We start from the raw sequence: 24,796 nt of genomic DNA, 5'->3' as shown, positions 1-24,796 counted from the left end.
AGTATAGTGCTTTTTGACAAAAGTGCAATACTTTTTTGTTTGCCCGTTTAATTTGAATCTATTGTTCTCATACTAATGAAAACATCATTTAGAACGGAGTTGATTTAATGGGGCGTATTCAACATAGAAAAAAAGTCATACGAAGCAAACGATGGAAAAGGCTATTCCTTTTATGTGTTGCTGCTGGCTGTGCACTTTTGAGCGCATTCATCACGCTCCGAATATATGCTCAAATCGTTGGTGCTCCCATAATTCAAGTCCCAATTTCTTCTGTATTTTTAGACAGTCAAGGAAATGTTATCGGTGATCGCTTTGAGGACCAAAGGAGATATTGGATTTCATTGGAGGAGATGTCTCCTTTTTTACCTCAAGCCACTGTGGCGGTAGAAGACCAGGAGTTTTATGAGCATCATGGATTTGATTATTCACGGATTGCTGGAGCCATTTTAAAGGATATAAAAGCTGGAAAAAAAGTAGAAGGAGCCAGTACAATTACGCAGCAATATGCTCGTAATTTGTTTCTTACCCATGAAAAGTCTTGGACTCGAAAGATAAATGAAGCGCTATATGCCTACCGATTAGAGCTTTTCTACGATAAGGACGAACTGTTAGAAGGTTATTTGAATACAGTGTACTTTGGTCATGGTATGTATGGCGTCGAGGCAGCGAGTAGATTCTATTTTGCGAAGAGCGCTAAATCTTTGACTCTAGCAGAATCCGCCCTATTAGTTGGAATACCGAAAGGCCCTACCTATTATTCACCGTTAGTAAATGAAGAAAAAGCAGTTACTCGTCAGCAACTAATCCTAACATTGATGGAAAACCAACAAAAGATAACTGCTGACCAAAAGGAACGAGCATTCAATGAAAATTATGTATTAAAAGCAGAGGACTCTCTAATAAAGCAAAAAACGGCCCCTTACTTTTTAGAAGAAGTGTGGAAAGAAGCAACAGAAATCACTTTGGAAAATGGTCGCCGTATTGAAGAAGGTGGATGGACGATTGAAACCACTTTAAACAAAAAACATCAACAAGTAGCGGAAGAAATAGTTGAAAAATGGATGCCAAAAGGAGAACTACAAATAGGATTTGTAAGTATGGAACCAGATACTGGTTATGTAACTGCAATGCTCGGTGGAAGAAATTTCACGGATAGTCCCTTCAACCGAGTTACACAAGCAAAAAGGCAGCCAGGTTCTACCATCAAAGCGTTATTATTTGCAGCAGCCTTAGAAAACGGATTCTCTCCGCTCACTTATATGAAAAGTGAGCGTACTATTTTCACATACGATAATGGCCGCCAAGAATATGAACCTAAAAATGTGAACGGGGAGTTCGCTGGTCATCCTATTTCATTGGCGCAGGCCCTCGCTATTTCCGATAATATTTATGCCGTTAAAACGTTAGAACAAATTGGATATAAACCTTTTCAACGGTTAACAGAAAGATTTAATCTAGATATGAAGGTAAAGGATGCTCCCTCTACTGCTCTCGGTACAACAGAAGTTTCGCTATTAGAAATGACAAAAGTTTATAACACTATATCTGCTGGTGGAATTCAGAAAAAACCTAAGTATATAACAAAAATAACTGATAAAAGCGGGAACGTCATTTATGATATAGAGAACAATGAGGAAAAAGGGAAAAAAGTTTTAAGCGAACAGGACTCGTTTATACTATCCCATTTACTAACAGGAATGTTCGACCCCGTTTTCAACGACTATTCACCTGCTACAGGGATAAGTATTCGAGCAAAACAAACCAGACCATATGCAGCAAAGTCTGGAACTACAAATACAGACCAATATTTGATAGGCTTCTCACCTCAATTAACAGCAGGTGTATGGAATGGCTATGATCAAGGTAAACAAGTGAGTGATGCGGAAGCAAGACAAGTAACGAAACAAGTATGGATTGAATTTATGGAAGCAGTTCACCAAGGACTTCCCGTTGAGCCTTTCATAGCCCCGGACGGTGTTCAGGGCGTCATTGTCGATATAGAAACAGGTGGAATCGCTACATCTGCTTGTGAAAAACAGCGACTAGTTTACATGAAACAAAAAGATGTTCCAACTAAGCTTTGCACCGACCCTAAATTGAAGCAGCAAACATTCGAGGAGAGTGTGGAAGAATCTGAACCGTGGTCAATTTTCCCATTTAATTTGTTTGAATAGGACTTGGAGAATTGATTGAATAATGATGAAAACCAATGGAAAGAAATCAGAAATTGGTCGTATTCGTTATAATCGTATGAATTCCTTCCACTAATGCGTTGTTCGTTTTTATAAGCATAATAAAAAGCTTACTGCCACCTTAATTAGGTAGTAGTAAGCTTTTTCTTAGCTTGGCTTTCTGTAAATGAATGCGGTCATTGGAATGGGTGGTCAATTCACGCATACATTTTACCTACTTGCGTCCACTAAGTGTCCTAGCATTACTTGGAAGTAAGCTTTATCTAAATTGTACTGTCTTTTCGTCTTTAATTCAACTACCTAACGGACTATTTGTATACTAGGCTTCGACAGATAGGTCTTGATGTAGCTTTTCTTCACTTCTATCCCACATTTCTTTGTTATGAGACTGTAAAAATTCACGTAAAATATTTTTTGAGCGGTCATCCATAAAATCGACTAAAATATGACGTTTCATTGATTTGTCCATGCGATTAACGTGATCAGCTAAATTCTTATAGCCGCGACGTTTTTCTCGGTTAATAACCATTTCACAAGCACTGACCCCAGCATAATATGGTCCTTGTGGATTATAATCGATCGTCACCCAAACAAGCCAATACAATTTCCCTCCCAGGGAGTCTTCTCGGTTCGTTGTAAACTTAATGCCTCGCTCTGTATCACTTCTTGCATGCATTGCTCCAACTTCTACCCTAGCAAGGTCTTCTTCTATATCAATAATGACTGGAGATACATTCTCTAATGATAGAGAACCTATACCGAATCCCTTATGTCCGTCAGTCGGATCATTTTTAATAATCGTGAAGCCTATCTTTTGTTTTGGTTTTTCTTCGTTCGTCATTCGACAGTTCCCTCCATTCTGTTATGATACTAGTATACAGAAAAGTTCACTAAAGGAGGAAATGAAATGCCATATGTCACAGTAAAAATGCTTGAAGGACGTACCGACGAGCAAAAAAGAGCATTAGTGGAGAAGGTAACTGCTGCTGTTTCCGAAACAGTTAATGCACCAGTCGAGAATGTTACTGTATTCATCGAAGAAATGCCGAAGAATCATTATGGAACTGCTGGCAAGTTATTTAGTGATCGATAATTAAACAGAGACGGACCCTTTTTTAAGGGTTCTTTTTTATGCAGAAAGTATATGTGAACAACAGGTCATGGGAACTGAAAGAATAAAATATGCTACTGATTTCCATTACAGGTGGACGCGTTCCGCGGGGTGAGCGGTGGAGCCATCACCGTCGCTAACGCGTCGCTGTGATGTCTCACCTGTCTCACTCATCCCGTCGGAGTCGCCACCTTTCACTACAATCAATTGAGCAAGTGGTACTCAACTATAAGATAGAGCATAGTTTATCGCTTAGATAATAAGAGTAGTCAAAGTTAATTTAGGGAAAAAACCGTCTGTTCTATTAGGTATACTATTTTTTAAGAAATTTGAAGAAGGAATTTTCTTTTATAAGAGTCCATTTCATCGTTACTAATTTTTAAAATAAAATATGTATATTTATGTGGTTTTTTATCCGATTATATAAAGCGAAACTGGTTGATTGGAGCGCAAGGTGACGACTCCAGTGGGAACAGCGCGAGCTGAAAGCCCCGTAGGAGCATATGTTTTCGTAGTGAGGAGCAGATTGAAGCCGTGCCCACGGAAAGCGTCCACCTGAAGCGGAAATCAATAATACCCGGATCTTACTTGCACTTTAAGTAAGTTTACTTGCTCAATGGTATCCTTTACTTTCGGAATGAATATTTTTTTCCAAAAGAAAAAGCCATCCTATTGGATAGCTCTTTCATTCATGAGGTTCATGACAAATGTGAAGGCCTCGTCGATTTCTTCTTTTGAAAAATTGAGTTTTCCTTTTACGACATGAAGTTTTTCGATTTGCTCTTCTTTTGGTAGATAATCGAAATATAATAACGTCGATACTAGTTCAAGGAAACGAGAACTTTTATCTTTCATTTGGTTAATGCATGCTACCAAATCTCTTGGTGCTTCAGGAACTTGAGCCATTTTAGTAAAATGCTCACCTGCGTCAGTCATTTGGTATTTATATTGTACATAGGAGCCTTTATCTTGGCGTTCTTCTTGTAGGAATCCCATATTACATAATTCTTCGATCCGTAAGGTAAGCTCTTCTGAATAAGGGCCATAAAAATGAAATTCGTATTTTTCCTTGTATGGATATTGAAGTTTTTTTGCGATGTAAATCATTTTTTGCAGTTTTTTCCGACCCGTAATGCCATCCGCTGCTCCGATAAATTGTACAACTTTTGCATGTTCTTCTATCACTTAGACCCCTCCTTTACTTCAAATCATTAAGTTAATAAATCGAGTATTTGTTTCTTCAATGCTTTTTTCTTTCCGTCCTTCGTCAAGATATCTTCTGGAAAGTACAATTTATGGTCTGTTCTTCTTTTCCCAGAGATTGCCTCTACAATATCCGATTCACGTGATAGCTCACGAATTTCTCCGTTAGGTTTTAGCAAATGTATTGGAATTCGTTCGCCTTCTTCTCCTGGACGGTAAAAATCATACGGTAGATCTGAAGAGGAATCGAACACTAAGTAATACTCTGGATCTATACCCGCTTTTTTGAATAGTAATTCTAATTCTTTCATCTTCATATAATCTTTTGCTAAATCGAACTCTATATATTGAAATAACTTCCGGTTCACAAAACGATCGCTCAAATCCGAAAGAATTGGATCATCTTCTGACATCCATAACTGAAAATAAGTTAATAATACCCCTTCATCTAAAGCAAGGTACTCATTTAATGTATATGTACCATCAAAGAATCCTCTAAAATGAGTCGGTTGCTGTTTAAAATCATAACCCATTTTACTTAATGCTTTTGCTCGATGTAGAACTTTCGTCAAAATTACTTCGGCACTACGGGAAACTGGATGGAAATATACTTGCCAATACATTTGATATCTACTCATTATATAATCTTCCACTGCATGCATTCCACTCGATTTGATGACTACTTGGTCTTCTCTTGGTCGCATGACACGCAAAATTCTTTCCATATCGAAATGTCCATAACTTACCCCAGTAAAATAAGCATCTCTTTGCAAGTAATCCATACGGTCAGCATCTATTTGACTGGATATTAAACTTACTACCTGCTTGTTTGGATATGTTTTACCGATAACGTCGGCAACTCGTTGCGGAAAATCTTCGCTAACTCTTTTTAGTATCTTATTGACATCCGTATCGCCAAGTATTATTTGTTGTGTGAAATATTCATGGTCTAACCCAAATACATTCTCAAATGCATGAGAAAATGGGCCGTGCCCTAAATCATGGAGAAGAGCAGCACATAATACTACTAGCCTTTCTGAATCATCCCATTCTGGACGTCCACTAAAGCTATCATCTACGATTCTTCTCACAATTTCGTACACACCTAGTGAGTGATTAAAACGGCTATGTTCGGCACCATGAAAAACTAGATATGTAGTTCCGAGCTGTTTAATCCGGCGAAGTCGTTGAAACTCTTTTGCTCCGATAACATCCCAGATGACCTGATCACGAACGTGGATATAGCGGTGAACTGGATCTTTAAACACTTTTTCTTCTGCTAGCTTTTGTGTCGCATAGCTCATTCTTCCACCTCCGAAATGTAGTTTAGTATTCATTATAAAGAAAAAACCGCATATTGAATACACGGCAAAAGTTCTGTTAATCTGCTATCTTCGCTCGTACTTTTTCCATTAATTCGTCTTCCGTTAACGCAGCAACGGGACGATTATTAATAAAGGCGAATGTTTTTTTTCGTCCGGGACCGCAGTACGACTGACATTCTTTCACTTCAATCTCAGCTTCCGGATCAATCGCTTTTAGTTTAGGTATTAATGTTTTTAAATTGACGGCTTGACACTCATCGCAAACACGAAAATGGTTTGCCATAGTCTTCAACCCCTTTCATTCATTACGTCTTGGCGTAATTGCCTCCTCTTAATATCTGCGATATTCGCCGGAAACATTATCATTTTTTCATTAGTTTTAGTACAAATAGCTGAATGTTTAATAGTAATAGTCTACAGGTCATTGTATCTTAAAGTTTATATTGCTATCAAGTGTATATTACGTGAATAAAAGAGCACTAAGTTGACCATTATGTTAATAGAACAACGAAACTATGAACATGGCAGGAGGAAGAACATGGTAAAAATTAGACAAGACGCATGGATGACAGAGAATGATGAAATGCTAGCAGAGATGGTATTACGTCACGTTCGAGAAGGCAGCACGCAACTAAACGCATTTGAAGAAGCAGGAGACGAATTAAATAGAACTGCAGCAGCTTGTGGATTTCGCTGGAACGCAGTCGTTCGTCATCAATATGAAAATGAGTTGAAGGAAGCGAAAAAAGAAAGAAAAGAAAAGCTTCGTATATTAGGAAAAGATTATAGACGAAGAGGAAATGGAATTTATCTAGCTAAATCTCAAGATGATGGTGAACGCACCCAATCCATTCCGGTATCTGCATTATCGATCGATATTATCATTGCATATCTCGTACGTTTGCAACATAGTGATTCAGATGTTTCTAGATACCGTCACCTTTCAACTATATCAAATGAAAAGATTCGTAAATTAGAAAGTGAGCTTGCAAAACTAGAAAAAGAAAACGCAGCTATTAAACAAGATTACGAGCAATTCGTTCAGATCATGAACCGTGCAAGACGTCTTGTAACTTTAAACGACGAGGAAATACCAGCAGTACCCGTTTTCCAAATGGAGAAGAATGGTAATCTCGTATCTAAAGAACCACCAATCGTTTAGAAGATTGGTGGTTTTTATTTTATTTTTCTAGCATTTTTTTATTGCGATCTACTACTCGTTGCATGTAAAACATATACAAGTCCATTTCATCAGGTGTGACAGATTGATGGATGACTGTGTCTGACAACTGTTGAAGTAATTGTTGGATACGAATAACGATATCCTCTACTCTAAACGAGGTATCTAGCAGTTCATTCATAGATGCCATCACTTCTGGTTTAATATCTGGATATGTAAACTTAGTATTTTCACCTTGAATGCCAATTTCGTAAAATCTACGTATCAGTTCTGCTCGTTCACTTCCACTACCTTCAATACATAGATACACCTGCACTGCTATTCCCTGACGCAATCTTCGCTGGGAAATTCCCGCAAATTTTTTGCCATCTATACTTAAATCATATGAACCTGGACAATACGATCCAATAATTTCATAAGCTTCTATTTTCCCATCTGCTTCGGGGAATAAAAGCTCGACGAATGCAAGCATCACTTCATAGCCAGTAGGAATATCTATCGCCTGCTTCGCTTCCGGTAAAATAATAGATACATTTAGTACACCCTCATCTAAAACAACTGCTAGTCCTCCCGAATTTCGTACAATGGGGGAATATCCCTGGGTACGAAGAAAGTTCTGCCCATCCTCCACAAACGGGAGTCGGTGATCTTGTATACCTAAAACAACAGTTTGAGAGTGGACCCACGTACGTACAGTAGCCGGTGACTGTTGTTGTCCTACTAGGTGACATAGTAAATCATCTGATGCGAATGATTCGAGTGCAGATCTACTTTTCCCACTAAGCGATTGATCCCAAAATCGCCATTTTTCTTGCTGCAATAAAACTTCTATTTCTGACATGTGACTACTCCTCAAATAAGTGCTTGTGCAGCAGTAATATAAGCTAACTTATAAACATCCTCTGCAGAACAACCTCGTGATAAATCATTAACTGGTGCATTCAATCCCTGTAAAATAGGGCCAATTGCTTCGAACTCACCTAAACGTTGTGCAATTTTATAACCAATATTCCCTGCCTCTAATGAAGGAAATACAAATACAGTCGCATCCCCTTGTAGTACAGCATCAGGCGCCTTTTTCGCCGCTATCGCAGGAACTATACTTGCATCAAATTGTAGCTCTCCTTCTATTAGAATAGTGGAGTCCAACTCTTTGGCTAATTCAGTTGCTCTCACTACCTTTTCAGTTTCCTCTGATTGTGCCGAGCCTTTCGTAGAGAAGGATAGCATCGCCACTTTCGGTTTTATACCAAAGGCTGCAGCTGTTTTAGCACTTTCAACCGCTATTTCTGCTAAATCCTCGCTCGTTGGGGAAATGGTAATCGCACAATCCGCAAATACATACCGAGTCTCCCCTTTCACCATAATGAATGCTCCACTTGTTTTCGAGATTCCTGGCTTTGTTTTAATAATTTGCAATGCAGGACGTACCGTTTCAGCAGTCGTATGCGCTGCACCGCTTACCAAGCCATTTGCCTTTTTCATATAAACTAGCATCGTTCCGAAATAATTAACATCTTGTAGGATCTCTTGAGCTTGTTCTTCTGTCACTTTGCCTTTTCGACGTTCTACAAAAGCAGCGACAAGCTCGTCCATTTTTTCATAATTTTGAGGATTAATAACAGTTAAAGCAGAAGGGACTTCTTCTTTGTTTCCAATAATAATAGGATGAATAATTCCTTCTTCCTGGAGTTTCAATGCCGCTGAAATGATTCGTTCATCATTTCCCTCTGGCAATATAATGGATAGTTTGGCGTCCCTTAATTTCTCTTTTATCTCTTGAAATAAATCTGCCATATTGTCTCCTCCTACGCTCTTTTTTGTTACTTCAAGCATACACGAGATTGTCACAGATTGTCATGTGAGAGCCGTACCATTAGAAGAAATGTTCGGGACTATATGATACACTAAATGGGAGATATTTTTAATCTAAAGGAGTGTCATAAATTATGAATGAAGCAGCAATTACATTAGATGGTTGGTACGTATTACATGATTTCCGCCAAATGGACTGGGCATCGTGGAAACAAGTAGATCCAGAACTACGCAAACAAGCTACAGATGAGTTCGTAGCATTTTTAGATGAAATGCAACTTGCGGATGATGCTAAAACAGGAGCACATGCTTTTTACACAATCGTTGGGCAAAAAGCTGATTTTATGTTAATGACATTACGTCCAACAATGGATGAACTTCAAGAACTAGAAGCAAGATTTAATAAATTAACAATTGCCGATTTCACAATTCCAGGTTACTCATATGTTTCAGTAGTAGAATTGTCTAACTACCTTGCTGGTGAATCTAACGAAGATCCATATCAAAACCCACATGTACGTGCACGTTTATATCCAGAGCTTCAACGTTCTCAATATATTTGCTTCTATCCAATGGACAAGCGTCGTGACGGTAATGACAACTGGTATATGCTTCCAATGCAAGAGCGTAAAGATTTAATGCGTAGCCATGGTATGATCGGTCGCAGCTATGCTGGAAAAGTTAAGCAAATTATCTCTGGATCTATCGGCTTTGACGATTTTGAATGGGGCGTAACACTATTCTCAGACGATGTTCTTCAATTTAAAAAGCTAATATATGAAATGCGTTTTGACGAAGTAAGCGCTCGTTATGCAGAATTTGGATCATTCTTCACTGGTACTATTCTTGCAGGAGAGAAACGCTCTACATTCTTTAATATCTAAAATGAAAGGACTGCTATTGTGCAGTCTTTTTTTTTGCTTCTATATGTCTATACAAACTTTGTTCATCATTTGCAATCTGTTTGCATAGTGTATGGGTAGGAGGTGATGCAATGGCAGTCGTCAAATCCAACACGAAGCAACTGGAATTACTTGCGAGGCTGATGCGATCAGAAGCTGAAGGTGAGGGTGAGCTTGGCATGCTCATGGTAGGGAACGTAGGAGTAAATAGAGTTCGTGCTGCCTGCCTAGATTTCAAAGATATACGTACGCTGGAGGAAATGGTTTTTCAAAGCCCTGGAGGATTTGAAGCAACACAGAAGTCGTACTTCTATCAAAGTGCACGTGAGCAAGATAAAAAACTTGCCCAAAGAGTGATTAATGGGGAGCGGTTTCACCCTGCAACTCGTTCATTATGGTTTTTTGAACCAGCAGGAGAATGTCCTGCACAATGGTATAACCAACCGAATACAGGCCGTTTTAAATCACATTGCTTCTTCGCACCTTCTACTGCAGATTGTCCCCAAATATAAATTTGAAAGGATGTTTGAATGGTTCAATATTATTGGCACCCTGGAGGTTTCCCTCAACAGCAGCAAATGCAACAACCTATGACCCCACCTCAAATACCGGCAGCTACAAGAGGACAGGAAGAATCTTATATTGAAAATATTTTAAGAGCCAACAAAGGCAAGTTAGGTACATTCTATTTTACGTTCGAGAACAACCGAGAAAGGAATAATTTTGTAGTTACCGGCTATATAGAAGCTGCTGGTCGCGATCATGTTATTATTAGTGATCCAAATGGTAAAAGATACTTAATGCTTATGATTTACTTAGATTATGTAACATTTGATGAAGAAATTAATTATTACGCTTAATACTTAAAGCTTATTCGTTATGCGAATAAGCTTTTTTGTTGTTTGAGTGAAACTCTGACCCGGTACTCTTATAATAAAAACGTAGATATGAAATTTTTTTCTCTGCTGATGTATCTGTTGGGCCAATTTGAGAAAGTTTCGACTCGTGGGAGTTAACACTTAATGTTGAGGGATTGAAAACCTCAAATCGTTACTTTGCTTCATGGTCCAGTGGGCATGGTAAAGGAGATTTTAATGTGTATTTTTACAGTAATGACCCTGAAGAACCGAATGAAGAGTTATCTATAAATTTTGAGGACATCATTGCCTATGCTTTAAAACGTTACAAGTTTCACCAGGTCTTTTCAGATGAAATAAAAGCGCAAGAGATGGAATGAAAGAGCTGGAAGAATGTATCTATTCCAAGAGAAGTTACTCCATTTAAGCAGTTGCTTGTTTTAAAAGAGGAAAATGATAAACGATACGGTAATGCTGGATATATGTGGGAAATTGAAAATTAATTTCTTTTTTTAATGATCCATTGAATTTACCAGTAGACAATATTCATTTGTTGGGGTCGAAGGAGCTCTAACACTACTACTAAAAGATGCGTTCAAACCTAACTTGGTACAAACAATTGAAGGGACACCAGCAATTATTCACGGCGGCCCATTTGCGAACATTGCGCACGGGTGTAACTCTTTAATCGCCACCAACACTGCACGCAGACTTGTGGGTGTGGTCGTGACTGAAGTAGGCTTCGGAGCTGATCTAGGTGCCGAAAAATTTATGCACATCAAATCAAGAAAAGTTAATTTCCATCCGGATGCTGTCGTTATTGTAGCAACTCCGTGCACTTACCTAAGCTAGGTGCAGGTTTCTTAGTTTGCCTGACTGGCGACATCATGACGATGCCTGGTTTTCCAAAACAGCCTGCAGCTCTAAAAATGGATGTTGGTCCTGACGGTGAAGCAATCGGTCTATTCTAAATCACTCTATAAGAAAATGGTGCCTGGCACCGAGACTCAAGTGAGACAATTATGTCACGCAATAAGTTTCGGTACCAGGCACTTTTTTTCTCTACCTACTATAAAACGAAGTTTAGATAATCAGATTTAATGGTATGCACTTAATTATAATCGGAATTGGGTGACATTTGACTTTTAGCTAACATGAATCTATATTGTTACGAGTGAATAAATATCACCCACTTCTACTCATGCTAGAGTAGAGGTTTTAACTATGCTTGTTTTTAAATAACATACTCTTTTTAGAGGTCATTAGAGAGGAATAATTAGGAATGGATTCAAATAAAAAACTTGGTTTATGGATACTGACTGCATTAGTAGTTGGTAATATGGTGGGCTCAGGTATCTTTATGCTACCACGCACATTAAGTGAGGTTGCCAGCCCAGCTGGTGCTCTGTCCGCTTGGCTTGTTACAGGTGGCGGGGTTTTGATGATTGCCCTTGTATTCGGAAACTTGGCAATCAGAAAACCTGATTTAAACGGTGGACCACAAATCTATGCCAAGGAGTTGTTCAAAACTGGAAGCAATTCTTCAATTCTATCGGGTTTTATGTCTTCTTGGGGATATTGGATTGGAAATTTGGTCGGGAACATCGCTATCATTACGACGTTTGCAGGTTATCTATCCACCTTTTTCCCAATCTTAATAAGTCAGGCAGAGCTTATTACAATCGGCTCCTTTACATTAAAAGTAGGAAATGCGTTAACTTTTATTGTCTGTTCTCTTCTATTATGGGGAGTTCATTTTATTATTCTTAATGGGATGGAGGGTGCCGGGAAAATCAATCTAGTGGCAACAGCTACAAAAGTAATCGCTTTTCTGTTATTCATTGTGATTGGCCTGTTTGCTTTCCAGAAAGCAAATATCCTTCCATTTGCTGCACCAAGATACGATGAGCTTGGACATCAAATCGGGTTATTTGGACAGCTTAATAACGCTGCAGTCGCAACACTGTGGGCATTTGTAGGCGTTGAATCCGCTATTGTTTTTGCATCACGTGCCAAAAAATCAATTGATGTGAAACGTGCTACCATTCTCGGACTGCTTATTGCCCTTGCCATCTATATTGGAATTAGCACTCTCGTTTTAGGAATGTTAAACCATGACGCACTCGTAGCGTCCGATAAACCACTGATTGATGCTATTTCTACTGTACTTGGGCCAGTTGGAGGTAAAGTTCTAGCTGCAATTGGGCTAGTCAGTTTATTCGGCTCAACAGTTGGTTGGGTTATGTTAAGCGCTGAAATTCCGTATCAAGCAGCAAAACAGGGATTATTTATTCCCTCGTTCTTAAAAGTAAATGAAAAAGGGATACCTGTTTTCTCGATGATCATTACAAACGGGATAGGACAATTGTTTATCTTCTCCACTATTTCTAATACAATTGCCGCAGCATTCGATTTCATGATTATTGTGGCCACACTGTCGTACTTGGTTCCTTACTTTATCGCTTCCACTTTCCAGTTGAAGCTAGTCTATACAGGGGAAACGTACACCGCGAAAAGAACTCGAATATTGGACGGAATCATTGGTTTTTTTGCTACCCTTTACTCCATCTGGGTCATCTATGCTGGTACTGCAGACTTGATAACTTTTATATTTGGTGTACTTTTACTAGCTAGCGGAATTCTGTTCTACAATAGTGTTAAAAAAGCAAATAACCTATAACATGAAAAACACCTGCTTCATCCAATGAGATGAGGCAGGTGTTTTTTGAATAGCGAAAGTTAATCGTCAAACTTTTGTACTTCTTATCACTGCATTTTATTTCTGCAACAATTTCTTTTGTATACTTTTTCAATTTGCCATTCGCGATTGCTTCTAGTTTTTACTCCCACTCACCGGTAAGGGTAGGCGATTTTAACTCTTCTGGAACAAGATCAAGCAATTGGCGACCTTTTGATGAGTAAGGATAAAAGGACCTTAGTTAAAAGAAATCAACTTTCTACATTCTTCGTTACAGAATAGTAGTCTAATTCAACAGACGGTTTTATCCCTATATAACCTTAGGCTACTCTTATTATCTGCGTTGCCACACGAGGTGCGCTCTTAGCCTTTGTTCAATCAGTAGTATTATTCATTCTTAAAAATTCATTAAATCCAATGTTCATCCTCCTGTATTTATATATAATACTTTCTGGTGTACGGATAAAAAATTAAGAAACAAAAAAGCCGAACCCTTGATAGGTTCGACTTCCCGATTAGTTTGCGTATTTTACCGCGGCTACTATAAGCATAATCCATCCAACTAAAAATGCTACTCCACCGATTGGTGTTACTGCTCCTAAAATGCTAATACCTGTTAAGCTCAATACATATAAACTACCTGAGAAGATAATAATTCCTGCAAGTATAAAGTATCCTGCAGTATTCAAGGTAGAAATTGGACCGAGTACCTTGCTACTCATCAATATACCAATAGCAACTAAAGCTAATGCATGGAACATCTGGTATTGTACCGCTGTTTCCCATGTTGCCAAGTATTTGTCAGCCACTTTACCTTCCAAAAGATGCGCTCCAAAGGCTCCAAGTGCTACGGATAGAAAACCGTTAATAGCACCTGCTATAATAAAAAACTTCACGAAACTCTCCTTCTTTCTCTTAAAAATCGAATAGGGAATCACCATTTGCATCTTCTTCTTTTATAGCAACTGGTTGTGTAGGTAAAATTGTTGAAGTCGTTTGTACACTTCTAGTAGTTGGAACTTGTAATGGAATTTGCACTTCTAAACCAACATCACACAATGCTTTAATCGCAACTAATGATTCTCTGAAAGATTGCTCATTGCCACTAGTTTTTGCATATTTTAGATGTTTATCTATTTGCATTAATAGTTGCTCATTAGAAATCATCGTCTTAGTCCCTCCACTTGCTTTGGTTCAAATTTCATGCATTCCATTCCTGAGGAACGCAGTACTACTACGGAGGGAAGTTCCTTTGTTTTAAATCCGTAAGCTTTACAACCACGAGGATTTCTCGCATCCCATGTCGTAAAGAAATGTCGACATTTGAAACAATTTACAGCCAATGTCCTCCCCTACTTTCCATTGCCTATCGTAGCATAATTATAGGCAAAAATCGATTGGTTCCTCCCCCCATGCAGCTAAACTCGCATTGATTTTAGAATACGGCTTACTTCCTAAAAATCCTCGATGTGCACTTAATGGGCTTGGATGAGGTGCTTGAAGAATCGTATGTTTTTCTGTGTCAATTAGTGTTATTTTAGACTGCGCTGGCTTACCCCATAAAACAAATATAATAGGTTTGTCTCGGTTGGAGAGCTTTTGGATTACTGTATCCGTAAAAGTTTCCCAACCCATTCCTTTATGAGAGTTAGCTTCTCCTGCTCGTACAGTTAAAACTGTATTTAGTAAAAGGACCCCTTGTTTCGCCCACTTTTCTAAATATCCACTCGTTGGAAGAGGACAACCTAAATCATCTTCTAATTCCTTCAACATATTCCGTAAGCTTGGAGGTATACGAACACCTGGCTTCACAGAGAAGCTCATCCCATGGGCTTGCCCTTCTCCGTGATAAGGGTCTTGTCCCAAAATTACTACCCTGACATTATCATAGGTGGTCATCTTAAACGCACTGTCGATTTCGGTACGTTTGGGAAAAATTGTTTGAGATGCATATTCCTCATCTAAAAATAATTGTAACTTTTTAAAATAAGGCTTCTCCTGTTCCTCTCTTAACACATCTTTCCAACTAGGCATGTACTTGTCACTCCTTAAACTCCACTTCTACATCATAATTCACTAACTGGAACATTTCTTTCACTGACTTAGCCGCATTTTCTTCTGCTAGCTCTAAAATACCTTGTCCAGTTGTTTCTTCAATCATCATTTCTTTTGCAGTCTCTGCAAGTTCATATCCCTCTTTAATATCTGCTTTCTCACGGAATAGTCCTTCATATGAAAATACTTCTACCTGTTCAAATAAAATCTCTGGTCCACCTAGAAATTCAGGCTTTGGCAATATTAACTTAGCCGTCCTATTTTCTTCATCTACATCTATATCTGACTCGACCACCTGCGAAAAATCGACACCTGCTTTGACGGAACCAGGTATAACCACTAGAAGTTGTCGCTTAGTGCCAGGTAAATCAATGCCAATCTCTTTTCCAAATACTGCATTATCTTGTCTTTCAATAATTACTTTCGTATAAGCCTGGGCAGTTGACAACTCATTTAACGCTTGTACTTGTTCCACGAATGAGCCTTTACTTTCAGTGAACGTACTTCCTTTAATAGCCCAAAAAGCTGCAAATGGAAGGGCTGCTATTAATAAGAGAATGAGTAGTCCAATAAGTAGGAAGGACTTTGTACCAAACCTGTATAAAGTTCGTGGCATCTTCCAAGCATTAAATCCTTTACGTGAAGGGCTTTCTGCAATAGTAGCAGCCGACTCATCTTGAGCTTTTAATTCTTCCAAGAGCTTTTCCATTTCACGAATCTTGTCCTCTTTTCGCATATCATCCCTCTTTCCTCTAAATCTATTACGTTTACATTAGCTAAAAGTTTCGCTATTAACAACTAATCTACCATGGTACGATAAAAAAAAGGAGTTTTTTCAAATGGCAGATTTTCACTATCGAGAAAAATTAAAACAGATTGAAAAAGCAGCTAGTACCAATATGGTTCCAGAAGGAGCTAAAAACATTGGATTGGGGTGCTTTATTTTTGTATTTGTTTTACTTATTGCATTCCTTATTTTCTTATCTGTTTCACTATGGGTAAACGAAATTATAGTTGGCTCCCTTGTAACAGGTATACTTGTTGTTGTTTGTTTATTTGTTTTATATAAGTTCTGGACAGCTCCTAAGATTCCTTAATGTAAATATCCGAAAAAATCTGCTACAATAAAATAATTATACGCAGCATAGAAAAAGGAGAAAAGTCCAATGTCTATCAAAAAAACACTTACAATAGCTGGTTCCGATACTTCTGGTGGAGCTGGAATTCAAGCAGATTTAAAGACTTTCCAAGAACACGGTACATATGGCATGAATATTTTAACAGTTATTGCTACTATGGATCCTGATAACGGTTGGAGCCACGGTGTATTCTCATTGCCAGTAGAAGAGATTAAACGCCAAGCAAAAACGGCATTATCTACAAATGTGGATGCTATCAAAACTGGTATGTTAAGTACGGAAGAAATTATAGAGACAGCCGGTAATATTATAGAAGAAGCTGGAGTTAAAAGTGTAGTAATTGACCCTGTTATGGTATGTAAAGGCGAGGATGAAGTCCTAAATCCGGGGACAGTGGATGCAATGATCGAGTTTTTACTTCCACGCGCATTAGTCGTTACCCCTAACCTGTTTGAAGCTGGACAACTTTCCGGCCTTGGTGCATTGCACACAATTGAGGATATGAAAGCAGCCGCAGAAAAAATTCATGCTCTTGGTGCGAAAAATGTAGTCATCAAAGGTGGTAAGCAGTTAAAGCACGAAAAAGCTGTAGACTTATTTTACGATGGACAAACACATACACTTTTAGAAACAGAAAAAACAGAAACTACGTTTAATCATGGTGCTGGATGTACGTTTGCTGCAGCAATAACGGCAAATTTAGCTAATGGCTTTTCTGTTGCCGATTCAGTTTTTGAGGCGAAAGAATTCGTTTCAGCCGCTATCGCACACGGTTGGAAATTAAATCAATACGTTGGACCAGTTCTTCACGGTGCTAAAGGTAAATTCGGCGCTCCAGAAGTAACTACTACAACTGTTTAATAAGTATTTAAAAACTCGTAGAGTCATCGATGACTTACGAGTTTTTTTGTGTCTAATTCAATCATTCGCATCATTAAGTTTTTTTCATTATACTAATAGCAGACAGTATACTAGGAGGCAATATGAATGGAACTTGTTCAAGTAGAACGCTTGCAGGAGCTTTTGAATAATTTTGCAAACGAAGATGTATATATACATTTAGAAACAACAAATGGAGCCTATGCGGCACATTTTAATGAGAGTGTGTTTAATGCGGGTGCATTCATTCGTAACGTTATCATACGTTACGAACTTGGGAAAATAGCAGGAGAATCTCCACATCGTATAGGGTTAAAACTCCCGCATGGTTGGGTATATGCACAAGGGATTACCCATTTCGAGTTAGATGAGCACGGAAGATTATTGATGGCTGGACATGATCAAACTGGGAAATTGGCCGTTGCATTACAAATTAGCAAAACACCATTTACTTACTAAGGAGGACACATAAATGACATTACCAATGGAACGACATGTATTAGTTGTATTCCCTCACCCTGACGATGAAGCATTTGGGGTATCAGGTACAATAGCAACTTATATTAAGCAAGGAATTCCGGTTACATACGCTTGCTTAACACTAGGGGAAATGGGAAGAAACTTAGGAAACCCTCCTTTCGCCACTCGTGAGACATTGCCGCAAGTTCGCAAAGATGAACTACTTGCATCTGCTAAAGCAATGGGAGTGACAGACCTTCGTATGATGGGTTTACGTGATAAAACGGTAGAATTTGAGGACGATGAAAAAATGGTAGAGATGATGCAAAACCTAATCTCTGATACGAACCCTTCCCTAGTAATTACGTTTTATCCAAATTATGCAGTTCATCCTGATCATGATGCGACTGGACGTGCAATGATTCGCGCAGTGAGACGTATGCCTGAGGAACAACGCCCAACAATTTATGCTTTAGCGTTTTCAAATGATTCTAAGGAAGTCTTAGGAGAGCCAGATATTGTTCATAACATTAAAGAAGCTGCAGAACAAAAAATGGGATCTATGCGTGCGCATATTTCACAGACTGCATGGATGTTAGAAGAAATGGATAAACGTCTAGCTGATGGAGAAACTGAAGCAGAAAATTGGCTAAACTTCGAACGTTTTTACACATATGACTTCTCCAAAGATTTCGAATAAAGGAACTTTCTTTAAGCTATAGACTTCTTCATGCAATTGAATTATTATGTATAAACAGTATTAGTTGATGTATAAATATTCATATATATAGAAAGTTGGTCTTTTGCATGAAAAAGTTTTCTTTATCCACTTGGCTATTATTCCTGCTACCATCTATAGCAGGTGTTATTCTTTTTATGATTCCTCTACCTATTGACGAAGGAATTCAAATACCTATTGCATGGTTTGCTAGTATTCTTTCTACCTTACTTGAACCAGTCGTCCAATGGGTTGCATTAGTAACACTTTTAATCGCTGCCATTGGCTCGATTATTTTTCTGTTCAGACCAAAAGAAGAGACTTTTATCAATAACTTATTCAAAGTAACTCCTTTTTGGACAGTTACACGTATTGTCGGTGCAGTCTTTTCTATTTTGATCATCTGGCAGATTGGTCCTGAGGCAATTTGGAGTGAAAATACAGGTGGAATGTTATTAAGTCCTACTGGACTGGTGTCCTTCCTATTTACCATTTTCTTATTCGCAGGATTGTTGTTACCTCTACTACTAAACTTCGGACTATTGGAGTTCTTTGGTACGATGATGGTGAAAATCATGCGTCCTCTATTCAAGTTACCCGGTCGCTCTGCCGTTGACGCACTTACTTCATGGGTTGGAGATGGGACAATCGGAGTTTTGCTTACTAGTAGACAGTATGAAGAAGGTTATTACACGAAGAAAGAAGCAGCTATTATTGGTTCTACTTTCTCCGTTGTTTCTATAACATTTTGTATCGTTGTATTAGATCAAGTTGGTTTAGGCAATTACTTTATACCGTATTATTTAACCGTTCTACTTTGTGGTGTTGTACTTGCGTTTATCATGCCAAGAATTTACCCACTTGCTGGAAAAGAGGATACACATATTGACGGACGTCCTCTTGATTTAGAAGCAGAGAAATACCCTGAAAATTATAATGCCGTTACGCATGGTTTAGAAAATGCATTGAACACGGCTAGTAAAAATCGTTCAATTGGCAAGTTTTTTACGGATGGTATAAAAAATGTGATTGATATGTATATTGGAGTTGCACCTGTAGTACTTGCATTCGGTACAATTGCATTAATGCTTGCAGAGTATACTTCGGTATTTACTATTTTAGGTAAACCTTTTGAGCCCCTATTAATGTTATTTGGTATTCCAGAAGCAGCGGCAGCAGCACAAACAATGGTTGTTGGTTTTGCGGATATGTTCCTTCCGTCTATTCTTGGAGCATCTATTGAATCAGAAATGACTCGCTTCTTTATCGCTACAATGTCTGTAACGCAGCTGATTTATATGTCTGAAGTTGGTGGCTTGTTATTAGGTTCAAAAATTCCGGTTAATATTAAAGACTTAGTCGTTATTTTCTTATTACGTACGCTTATTTCATTCCCAATCATTGCAGTAGTCGCACATATATTGTTTTAAATAAGAAAGACCAGGTATAAAAAACACCCGGTCTTTGTAGATTAAACCTGTTTCTATTGTTAAAGTACTTTGGACAGATTTTATGCTATATGATTACCATTTGATTTTCAAGGAGGCTGTTCGTGACTAATGTCACAAATAGCCTCTTTTTTCTCGGTAATCTTATGGATTTTTACTGTCCATCGTCGTTTTTAGATAATTAGAGAAAAAATGCTATCCAATTTTTATAGCACCAAATTCCTTTTAATTAATGATACAACAGAAAAACAGCGGACTTTATAGAAGGTCCGCTGTTTGTTTTGCTGCTAGTTTAGTTAACATATCTTTTGTCATTGCATCTAGATCATATTTATATGAAAAGCCCCATTCTTCCTTTGCAGCAGCTGCATCTATAGAATCTGGCCAGCTATTTGCTATTGCTTGACGAATCGGATCCACTTCAAAGTCCATAGTGAAAGTTGGTATTTCCTTACGGATAGATGCTGCGATTTGCTCTGGTTCAAAGCTCATTGCCGTTACATTGAACGCATTGCGATGGATCAATTTTGAAGCATCTGCCTCCATTAAGTCCACAATTGCCTGCAAAGCATCTGGCATATACATCATATCCATATATGTTCCAGCTGCAATATATGATGTATACGAAGCCTCTTTAATCGCTTTATAATAAATATCCACTGCATAATCAGTCGTTCCACCACCAGGTAAAGTTTCATTGGAAATCAGCCCTGGGAAACGCAATCCACGTGTGTCTAACCCAAATTTATTAAAGTAGTAATCACATAATAATTCACCTGAGACTTTGTTCACTCCATACATCGTTGTTGGACGCTGTAATGTATCCTGAGGAGTATTCTTTTTAGGCGTAGAAGGCCCAAATGCTCCAATAGAACTTGGAGTAAAGAACTGCAAACCTAGTTCTCTAGAAGCTTCTAGTGCATTTACTAACCCACCCATATTTAAATTCCATGCAAGTAATGGTTTAGCTTCTGCAGTTGCTGATAAAAGAGCTGCCATATGGATCATCGTATCTGCTTTAAAATCCTTCGCAAGTTGATGCATTTTTTCCCCATCGGTCACATCTAAAATTTCAAAAGGACCACTTTCTGATACAGGTGAAACAACATTTCTAATATCCGTTGCTAATATATTGTCTGAACCATACTTTTTTCGCAATTTGGTTATTAACTCTGAACCGATTTGCCCTAGAGCTCCGGTAACCATAATTTTTTTCATATTATTCTTCCTTCCAAAAACATTTGTATTTTTGAGGAGTACAAAACTGACACCAAAACCATTGATATTACTAGTCTTTCGTGAAATTAATTATACAATGTTCCCTCAATAAACACAATACAACTTTATAAGAGTTTCTTATAGTGAAGTACAGGAGGATCATATGAGACTACTTCCATACATCTCTATATTTGTTTTAGGAGTTGCATTAACGGTGCTTGTCTATTTACAGTTATGCCTTATGCAATAGATGTAATTATAGTAAGAAAAAGATGATTTGAGCACTTTTCGATTAGTAGCTGAGGATAGCATTTTGTTTAGTCAAAGGATGTCCAAAATTATAATTTTTTTATTCATTTAAATGGATAGAAACAAATATGAAAAATTAAACTTAACTTTGTTCTCATAAAAAAGGCTACCAAGTTTTAAACTTGGTAGCTGTTTTAAACTATTTAATTACACCAAGCTCTTTACCAACTTTCTCATAGACAGCGATGGCTTCATCTAGCATTTCTTTCGTATGCGCTGCGGTAGGCATATTACGAACGCGTCCTGTCCCTTTTGGTACGGTTGGGAAGACAATAGATTTGGCATAAACGCCTTCCTCGAATAGTCGTTTGGAGAAGACTTGCGTTAATTTTTCATCGCCAATAATACATGGTGTAATCGGTGTTTCGGATGCTCCGATGTTAAATCCAAGTTTCGATAAACCTGCTTTTAAGTAGTCACCATTATCCCAAAGTTTGTCGTGTAATTCAGTGGAATCAATAATCATTTGAACTGCTGCAGTAATTGCTGCAACATCACCTGGTGGTAATGCTGTGGAGAATAAAAATGGACGTGAACGAACCTTTAACCAGTCGATTAAATCCTTTTTACCTGCAACGTATCCACCTACAACACCGATTGCTTTAGAAAGAGTACCAATTTGGAAATCGATTTCTTTTTCTAAACCGAAATGCTTCACAGTTCCCTTCCCTTTACCAGTTACACCTGAACCATGTGCATCATCTACATAAGTTATTAGATCAAACTCCTTCGCAATCTCCACGATTTCTGGAAGCTTCGCAATATCTCCATCCATCGAGAAAACGCCATCTGTAATAACCATCACCTTGTTATATTGACCTGATTCTGTTGCAGCTTTTGCTTTAGCACGTAAATCATCCATATCGGAGTGGTTAAATGCTATGATTTTCGCACGAGACAGTCGGCATCCATCAATAATAGACGCATGATTTAGTTGGTCTGACAAAATGGCATCGTTTTTGTCCATCACTGCAGAAATAGCTGCCATGTTACAGTTGAAACCTGATTGGTAAGATATAGCCGCTTCCGTTCCTTTGAATTCCGCTAGCTTTTGTTCTAACTTCACATGTAGATCTAGTGTTCCATTAATCGTACGGACAGCTCCAGCTCCAACTCCATACTTGTCCACCGCATCTTTTGCAATTTGTTTTAGCTCTGGATTTGTTGCAAGTCCTAAATAGTTATTCGATGAGAGATTAATGAGCTCAGAGCCCTTCACACTTATTTTCGCGCCATTAGGACCTTCTACTGGGTCGATTTCATTATATAAACCTTGGTTCTTCAATTCATTTAAGTTTTCAGTTAAAAAATTATTTAATATGTGAGACATGTTACTCATCCTTTCACGGGTCATATTCTACTCTATCTTACCATGTGAAAAGGTTTGAGGAAAATAAAGCTGCTATTTTAAAGCCCTACAGACATTTGTCCGTAGGGCCTTGTTATTGCTATTCTCCGATTAATTCCATGCTTTCATCTTATCGTTTCAAGCATTTTCTCCTGTAATTCTCTCCACTTTTCCTCTTCAATTGCTGAGTCGTAAAGCATCTTAATCATTTTCGATTCTCCCGAATATGTGCATAAATAATCTTGAGCAAGTTCCATCTCACTTGCATAGTCATTTCTTACCTCTACTATTTTATCTTCATTTAACATGGTTTGATTGATATGTGGAAAGAAGTCTATAATTTCATCTCCATTACGTTCTGGCTCATAAACATGAGGACTCGTCGCATCGACCACACATAATTGGAGTTCTGGAATCACTATCCCGTCTACACTATTTGCATCCAAGCCACACCAAATATACCTTACATCTAATCCATGTAGCTTTGCCTCTTCCCCAAAGTTCTTCATAAAAGAAGACTTTCCACTACCCGGTAATCCTTTTATATACAATCTATTTTTCAAGTTTTTAGAAATAGACTCCAAAGTATCCTTTGCACCAAGTGGAGTAAGAGAACCCATTAACCGATGTGTAACCTTTGGATTCTTTTGAAGTTGAATATTACCAATACTTTTCTTAGTACGTTCTTCAAGCAAAGTGTTTATACCTTCCCAATTTATGGCTCCTTGTATAAGCAGTTCCCATTCGTCATGAATTTTTTTTGCTCGAGATAATGCTTGAAGCCCTTTTGATAGCCATACATCATTAGTAATCTGCTTTTCTTTTACTATTGGTCCAATATCATGAAGTTTGCGGTCATTATATGCTTCATAATAGGGTACCCATTCGTGTCCTGCCCCGTAATAGATAGGGTCTACAGTGTCAGCTTGTAAGTAAAGTGTTTTTGTTTCATTAATATACAAGCCTTCCAGCAAATCCTCATGCATTGGGTCATAAAACCACTCCATATTTTTACCTCTACGCACTGCATTATAGCCTATTTCCTTGAATATCTCGGTCAATCGATAGGTGGTCGGCCCCTTAAAGAAATATACTTTGTTCGCCTCTTGAATAATTTCCTTGTAAAAGTTTTTCACACCTTGTCCCGTATATGACCTTCCCATATAATGAGTAATTACCCCGTTCATAGCGTCATCCTCCCTATCATTCCTTCAAGAAATACTATATGCACTGTCCTAGTAAAATATGAAAAAGAGTGTGGAAAATCAAGTTTGATTTTCCACACTCTTTTTCACATACGGCAATGTATAACCGGAAATTGTATATAGTAGTTTTTGAGACAAAGGCAATGAATAATGAACTATCTGTCCAAGCAATAACGCGATAATAATAGTACCTAGTCCAACCGGTCCACCAAGTGCCCAGCCAGCAAGTGCCACAATTATTTCAATTCCGGTTCTTACTTTTTTAATACTCCAACCTGTTTTAGCCATGAGTAACAGCATAAGAGAATCACGTGGACCTGCTCCAACATTTGGAGAAACATAAACCCCAACACCGACTGCAGTTATAACAACCCCAATAACAAATATAATTATTTGCCCTATATAGCTTGTGATATCAGGTAATAGCCAGTTAAACACATCAATAAACGATCCTATAAAAAGAATATTTAGCCATGTACCAAGCTGCGGAAATTTCTTCGTTCCAATCATCGTGACCAATACAATCGTGATACCCGTCAAAATTGCCCAAGTCCCGATAGTTAAACCAAGATGATTATATAAACCAACATGAAATACATCCCATGGTCCAATTCCAAATTGCTGTCCTTTAATGGTCATCGAAATTCCCAACGCCATAGTAGTGACTCCCGTAACAAAAAAAATCCAACGCCAAACTAATTGCTTCATTCGAATCCTACTTCCTGTTTCTGAAAA

At 38.1% G+C, this 24,796-nt stretch carries 29 protein-coding genes and 1 pseudogene; 15 read left to right on the top strand and 15 right to left on the bottom strand.

What is annotated here, in order from left to right; all coding sequences use genetic code 11:
• Positions 1 to 107 precede the first annotated feature (107 nt).
• Positions 108 to 2,174, top strand: a complete 2,067-nt coding sequence (locus tag MHI47_RS02925; RefSeq protein ID WP_340768210.1) for a transglycosylase domain-containing protein — start codon at positions 108 to 110, stop codon at positions 2,172 to 2,174.
• Positions 2,175 to 2,511: 337 nt separating this feature from the next.
• Here the strand turns inward: MHI47_RS02925 and MHI47_RS02920 are convergent, their stop codons facing one another.
• The gene (locus MHI47_RS02920; RefSeq protein ID WP_340829397.1) at positions 2,512 to 3,033 is read right to left on the bottom strand and encodes a YwhD family protein; all 522 of its coding nucleotides are present in this window, start codon (positions 3,031 to 3,033) and stop codon (positions 2,512 to 2,514) included.
• 66 nt (positions 3,034 to 3,099) lie between these two features.
• Between MHI47_RS02920 and MHI47_RS02915 the strand changes: the two genes are divergently transcribed.
• Positions 3,100 to 3,285, top strand: coding sequence for a 2-hydroxymuconate tautomerase (locus tag MHI47_RS02915; RefSeq protein ID WP_090564533.1), 186 nt, complete (start codon positions 3,100 to 3,102; stop codon positions 3,283 to 3,285).
• 687 nt (positions 3,286 to 3,972) lie between these two features.
• On the opposite strand, the gene MHI47_RS02910 is transcribed toward MHI47_RS02915, so the two are convergent.
• The 3 genes from MHI47_RS02910 to MHI47_RS02900 all read right to left on the bottom strand — a co-directional run bounded on the left by MHI47_RS02910 (position 3,973) and on the right by MHI47_RS02900 (position 6,114).
• Complete coding sequence (locus tag MHI47_RS02910) at positions 3,973 to 4,488, bottom strand: YwgA family protein (RefSeq protein WP_093535839.1); 516 nt, start codon at positions 4,486 to 4,488, stop codon at positions 3,973 to 3,975.
• Between the two features lie 26 nt (positions 4,489 to 4,514).
• A complete protein-coding gene (locus tag MHI47_RS02905) occupies positions 4,515 to 5,810 on the bottom strand; it encodes an HD domain-containing protein (protein ID WP_093535841.1) in 1,296 nt (431 codons plus the stop codon).
• Between the two features lie 76 nt (positions 5,811 to 5,886).
• Complete coding sequence (locus tag MHI47_RS02900) at positions 5,887 to 6,114, bottom strand: DUF1450 domain-containing protein (protein WP_093061364.1); 228 nt, start codon at positions 6,112 to 6,114, stop codon at positions 5,887 to 5,889.
• Positions 6,115 to 6,369: 255 nt separating this feature from the next.
• On the opposite strand from MHI47_RS02900, the gene MHI47_RS02895 reads away from it, so the two are divergent.
• A complete protein-coding gene (locus MHI47_RS02895; RefSeq protein WP_093535843.1) occupies positions 6,370 to 6,993 on the top strand; it encodes an RsfA family transcriptional regulator in 624 nt (207 codons plus the stop codon).
• Positions 6,994 to 7,012: 19 nt separating this feature from the next.
• On the opposite strand, the gene MHI47_RS02890 is transcribed toward MHI47_RS02895, so the two are convergent.
• Positions 7,013 to 7,843, bottom strand: coding sequence for a lipoate--protein ligase family protein (locus tag MHI47_RS02890; protein ID WP_340764365.1), 831 nt, complete (start codon positions 7,841 to 7,843; stop codon positions 7,013 to 7,015).
• Between the two features lie 20 nt (positions 7,844 to 7,863).
• Complete coding sequence (gene pta, locus MHI47_RS02885; protein ID WP_340761438.1) at positions 7,864 to 8,808, bottom strand: phosphate acetyltransferase; 945 nt, start codon at positions 8,806 to 8,808, stop codon at positions 7,864 to 7,866.
• 152 nt (positions 8,809 to 8,960) lie between these two features.
• Between pta and hemQ the strand changes: the two genes are divergently transcribed.
• The 7 genes and pseudogenes from hemQ (at position 8,961) to MHI47_RS02855 (ending at position 13,265) form a co-directional block, all read left to right on the top strand.
• Positions 8,961 to 9,710, top strand: a complete 750-nt coding sequence (hemQ, locus tag MHI47_RS02880) for a hydrogen peroxide-dependent heme synthase (protein ID WP_093535847.1) — start codon at positions 8,961 to 8,963, stop codon at positions 9,708 to 9,710.
• 110 nt (positions 9,711 to 9,820) lie between these two features.
• Positions 9,821 to 10,240: a cell wall hydrolase gene (locus MHI47_RS02875; protein ID WP_340768206.1), complete on the top strand. Its 420-nt coding sequence runs from the start codon at positions 9,821 to 9,823 to the stop codon at positions 10,238 to 10,240.
• A gap of 18 nt (positions 10,241 to 10,258) precedes the next feature.
• Complete coding sequence (gene gerQ, locus MHI47_RS02870; protein ID WP_340761437.1) at positions 10,259 to 10,588, top strand: spore coat protein GerQ; 330 nt, start codon at positions 10,259 to 10,261, stop codon at positions 10,586 to 10,588.
• A 236-nt stretch (positions 10,589 to 10,824) separates the two neighbouring features.
• On the top strand, positions 10,825 to 10,965 hold the full coding sequence (locus MHI47_RS02865) for a hypothetical protein (RefSeq protein ID WP_340829395.1): 141 nt from the start codon (positions 10,825 to 10,827) through the stop codon (positions 10,963 to 10,965).
• Between the two features lie 178 nt (positions 10,966 to 11,143).
• A pseudogene (locus MHI47_RS02860) lies at positions 11,144 to 11,416 on the top strand (formate--tetrahydrofolate ligase); the annotation flags it as partial.
• Between the two features lie 2 nt (positions 11,417 to 11,418).
• Positions 11,419 to 11,556: a formate--tetrahydrofolate ligase gene (locus tag MHI47_RS20170; RefSeq protein ID WP_445678291.1), complete on the top strand. Its 138-nt coding sequence runs from the start codon at positions 11,419 to 11,421 to the stop codon at positions 11,554 to 11,556.
• A 311-nt stretch (positions 11,557 to 11,867) separates the two neighbouring features.
• Entirely contained in the window at positions 11,868 to 13,265 is a 1,398-nt protein-coding gene (locus tag MHI47_RS02855; protein WP_340829394.1) for an amino acid permease, read from the top strand.
• Between the two features lie 533 nt (positions 13,266 to 13,798).
• Here MHI47_RS02855 and MHI47_RS02850 read toward each other — a convergent pair.
• From MHI47_RS02850 to MHI47_RS02830, 5 genes are read right to left on the bottom strand one after another with little or no spacing between them, the layout of a single operon-like run.
• Complete coding sequence (locus tag MHI47_RS02850; protein WP_093535853.1) at positions 13,799 to 14,179, bottom strand: DUF423 domain-containing protein; 381 nt, start codon at positions 14,177 to 14,179, stop codon at positions 13,799 to 13,801.
• A 19-nt stretch (positions 14,180 to 14,198) separates the two neighbouring features.
• Positions 14,199 to 14,450, bottom strand: coding sequence for a YwdI family protein (locus MHI47_RS02845; RefSeq protein WP_093535855.1), 252 nt, complete (start codon positions 14,448 to 14,450; stop codon positions 14,199 to 14,201).
• Positions 14,447 to 14,626, bottom strand: a complete 180-nt coding sequence (locus MHI47_RS02840; protein WP_093535857.1) for a uracil-DNA glycosylase — start codon at positions 14,624 to 14,626, stop codon at positions 14,447 to 14,449. The genes MHI47_RS02845 and MHI47_RS02840 overlap by 4 nt, the downstream gene beginning before the upstream one ends.
• 37 nt (positions 14,627 to 14,663) lie before the next feature.
• On the bottom strand, positions 14,664 to 15,317 hold the full coding sequence (locus MHI47_RS02835; RefSeq protein WP_340761431.1) for a uracil-DNA glycosylase: 654 nt from the start codon (positions 15,315 to 15,317) through the stop codon (positions 14,664 to 14,666).
• A gap of 7 nt (positions 15,318 to 15,324) precedes the next feature.
• A complete protein-coding gene (locus tag MHI47_RS02830; protein WP_093535861.1) occupies positions 15,325 to 16,074 on the bottom strand; it encodes a DUF4230 domain-containing protein in 750 nt (249 codons plus the stop codon).
• A gap of 103 nt (positions 16,075 to 16,177) precedes the next feature.
• Between MHI47_RS02830 and MHI47_RS02825 the strand changes: the two genes are divergently transcribed.
• The 5 genes from MHI47_RS02825 (at position 16,178) to MHI47_RS02805 (ending at position 19,963) form a co-directional block, all read left to right on the top strand.
• Positions 16,178 to 16,435, top strand: coding sequence for a hypothetical protein (locus MHI47_RS02825; protein ID WP_093535863.1), 258 nt, complete (start codon positions 16,178 to 16,180; stop codon positions 16,433 to 16,435).
• Positions 16,436 to 16,504: 69 nt separating this feature from the next.
• Positions 16,505 to 17,338, top strand: a complete 834-nt coding sequence (thiD, locus tag MHI47_RS02820) for a bifunctional hydroxymethylpyrimidine kinase/phosphomethylpyrimidine kinase (protein WP_093535865.1) — start codon at positions 16,505 to 16,507, stop codon at positions 17,336 to 17,338.
• A gap of 126 nt (positions 17,339 to 17,464) precedes the next feature.
• Positions 17,465 to 17,815, top strand: coding sequence for a YojF family protein (locus MHI47_RS02815; RefSeq protein WP_093535867.1), 351 nt, complete (start codon positions 17,465 to 17,467; stop codon positions 17,813 to 17,815).
• Positions 17,816 to 17,828: 13 nt separating this feature from the next.
• Positions 17,829 to 18,515, top strand: a complete 687-nt coding sequence (bshB2, locus tag MHI47_RS02810; RefSeq protein WP_093535869.1) for a bacillithiol biosynthesis deacetylase BshB2 — start codon at positions 17,829 to 17,831, stop codon at positions 18,513 to 18,515.
• A gap of 107 nt (positions 18,516 to 18,622) precedes the next feature.
• Positions 18,623 to 19,963 (top strand): YjiH family protein, encoded by a 1,341-nt coding sequence (locus MHI47_RS02805; RefSeq protein WP_093535871.1) that lies wholly within the window; start codon positions 18,623 to 18,625, stop codon positions 19,961 to 19,963.
• Positions 19,964 to 20,239: 276 nt separating this feature from the next.
• Here MHI47_RS02805 and MHI47_RS02800 read toward each other — a convergent pair whose 3' ends face one another.
• From MHI47_RS02800 to MHI47_RS02785, 4 genes are all read right to left on the bottom strand, one after another.
• Positions 20,240 to 21,199 (bottom strand): L-threonine 3-dehydrogenase, encoded by a 960-nt coding sequence (locus MHI47_RS02800; RefSeq protein WP_340829392.1) that lies wholly within the window; start codon positions 21,197 to 21,199, stop codon positions 20,240 to 20,242.
• 448 nt (positions 21,200 to 21,647) lie between these two features.
• Entirely contained in the window at positions 21,648 to 22,838 is a 1,191-nt protein-coding gene (locus MHI47_RS02795; protein WP_093535875.1) for a glycine C-acetyltransferase, read from the bottom strand.
• A 143-nt stretch (positions 22,839 to 22,981) separates the two neighbouring features.
• Complete coding sequence (locus MHI47_RS02790) at positions 22,982 to 24,043, bottom strand: hypothetical protein (RefSeq protein ID WP_340768195.1); 1,062 nt, start codon at positions 24,041 to 24,043, stop codon at positions 22,982 to 22,984.
• Between the two features lie 78 nt (positions 24,044 to 24,121).
• Positions 24,122 to 24,769, bottom strand: a complete 648-nt coding sequence (locus MHI47_RS02785) for a YczE/YyaS/YitT family protein (RefSeq protein WP_340761427.1) — start codon at positions 24,767 to 24,769, stop codon at positions 24,122 to 24,124.
• Positions 24,770 to 24,796 lie beyond the last annotated feature (27 nt).

The sequence above is a fragment of the Psychrobacillus sp. FSL H8-0487 genome (assembly GCF_038008385.1).
GTDB lineage: Bacteria > Bacillota > Bacilli > Bacillales_A > Planococcaceae > Psychrobacillus > Psychrobacillus psychrotolerans.
This window is presented reverse-complemented; position numbering and strand designations above follow the sequence as displayed.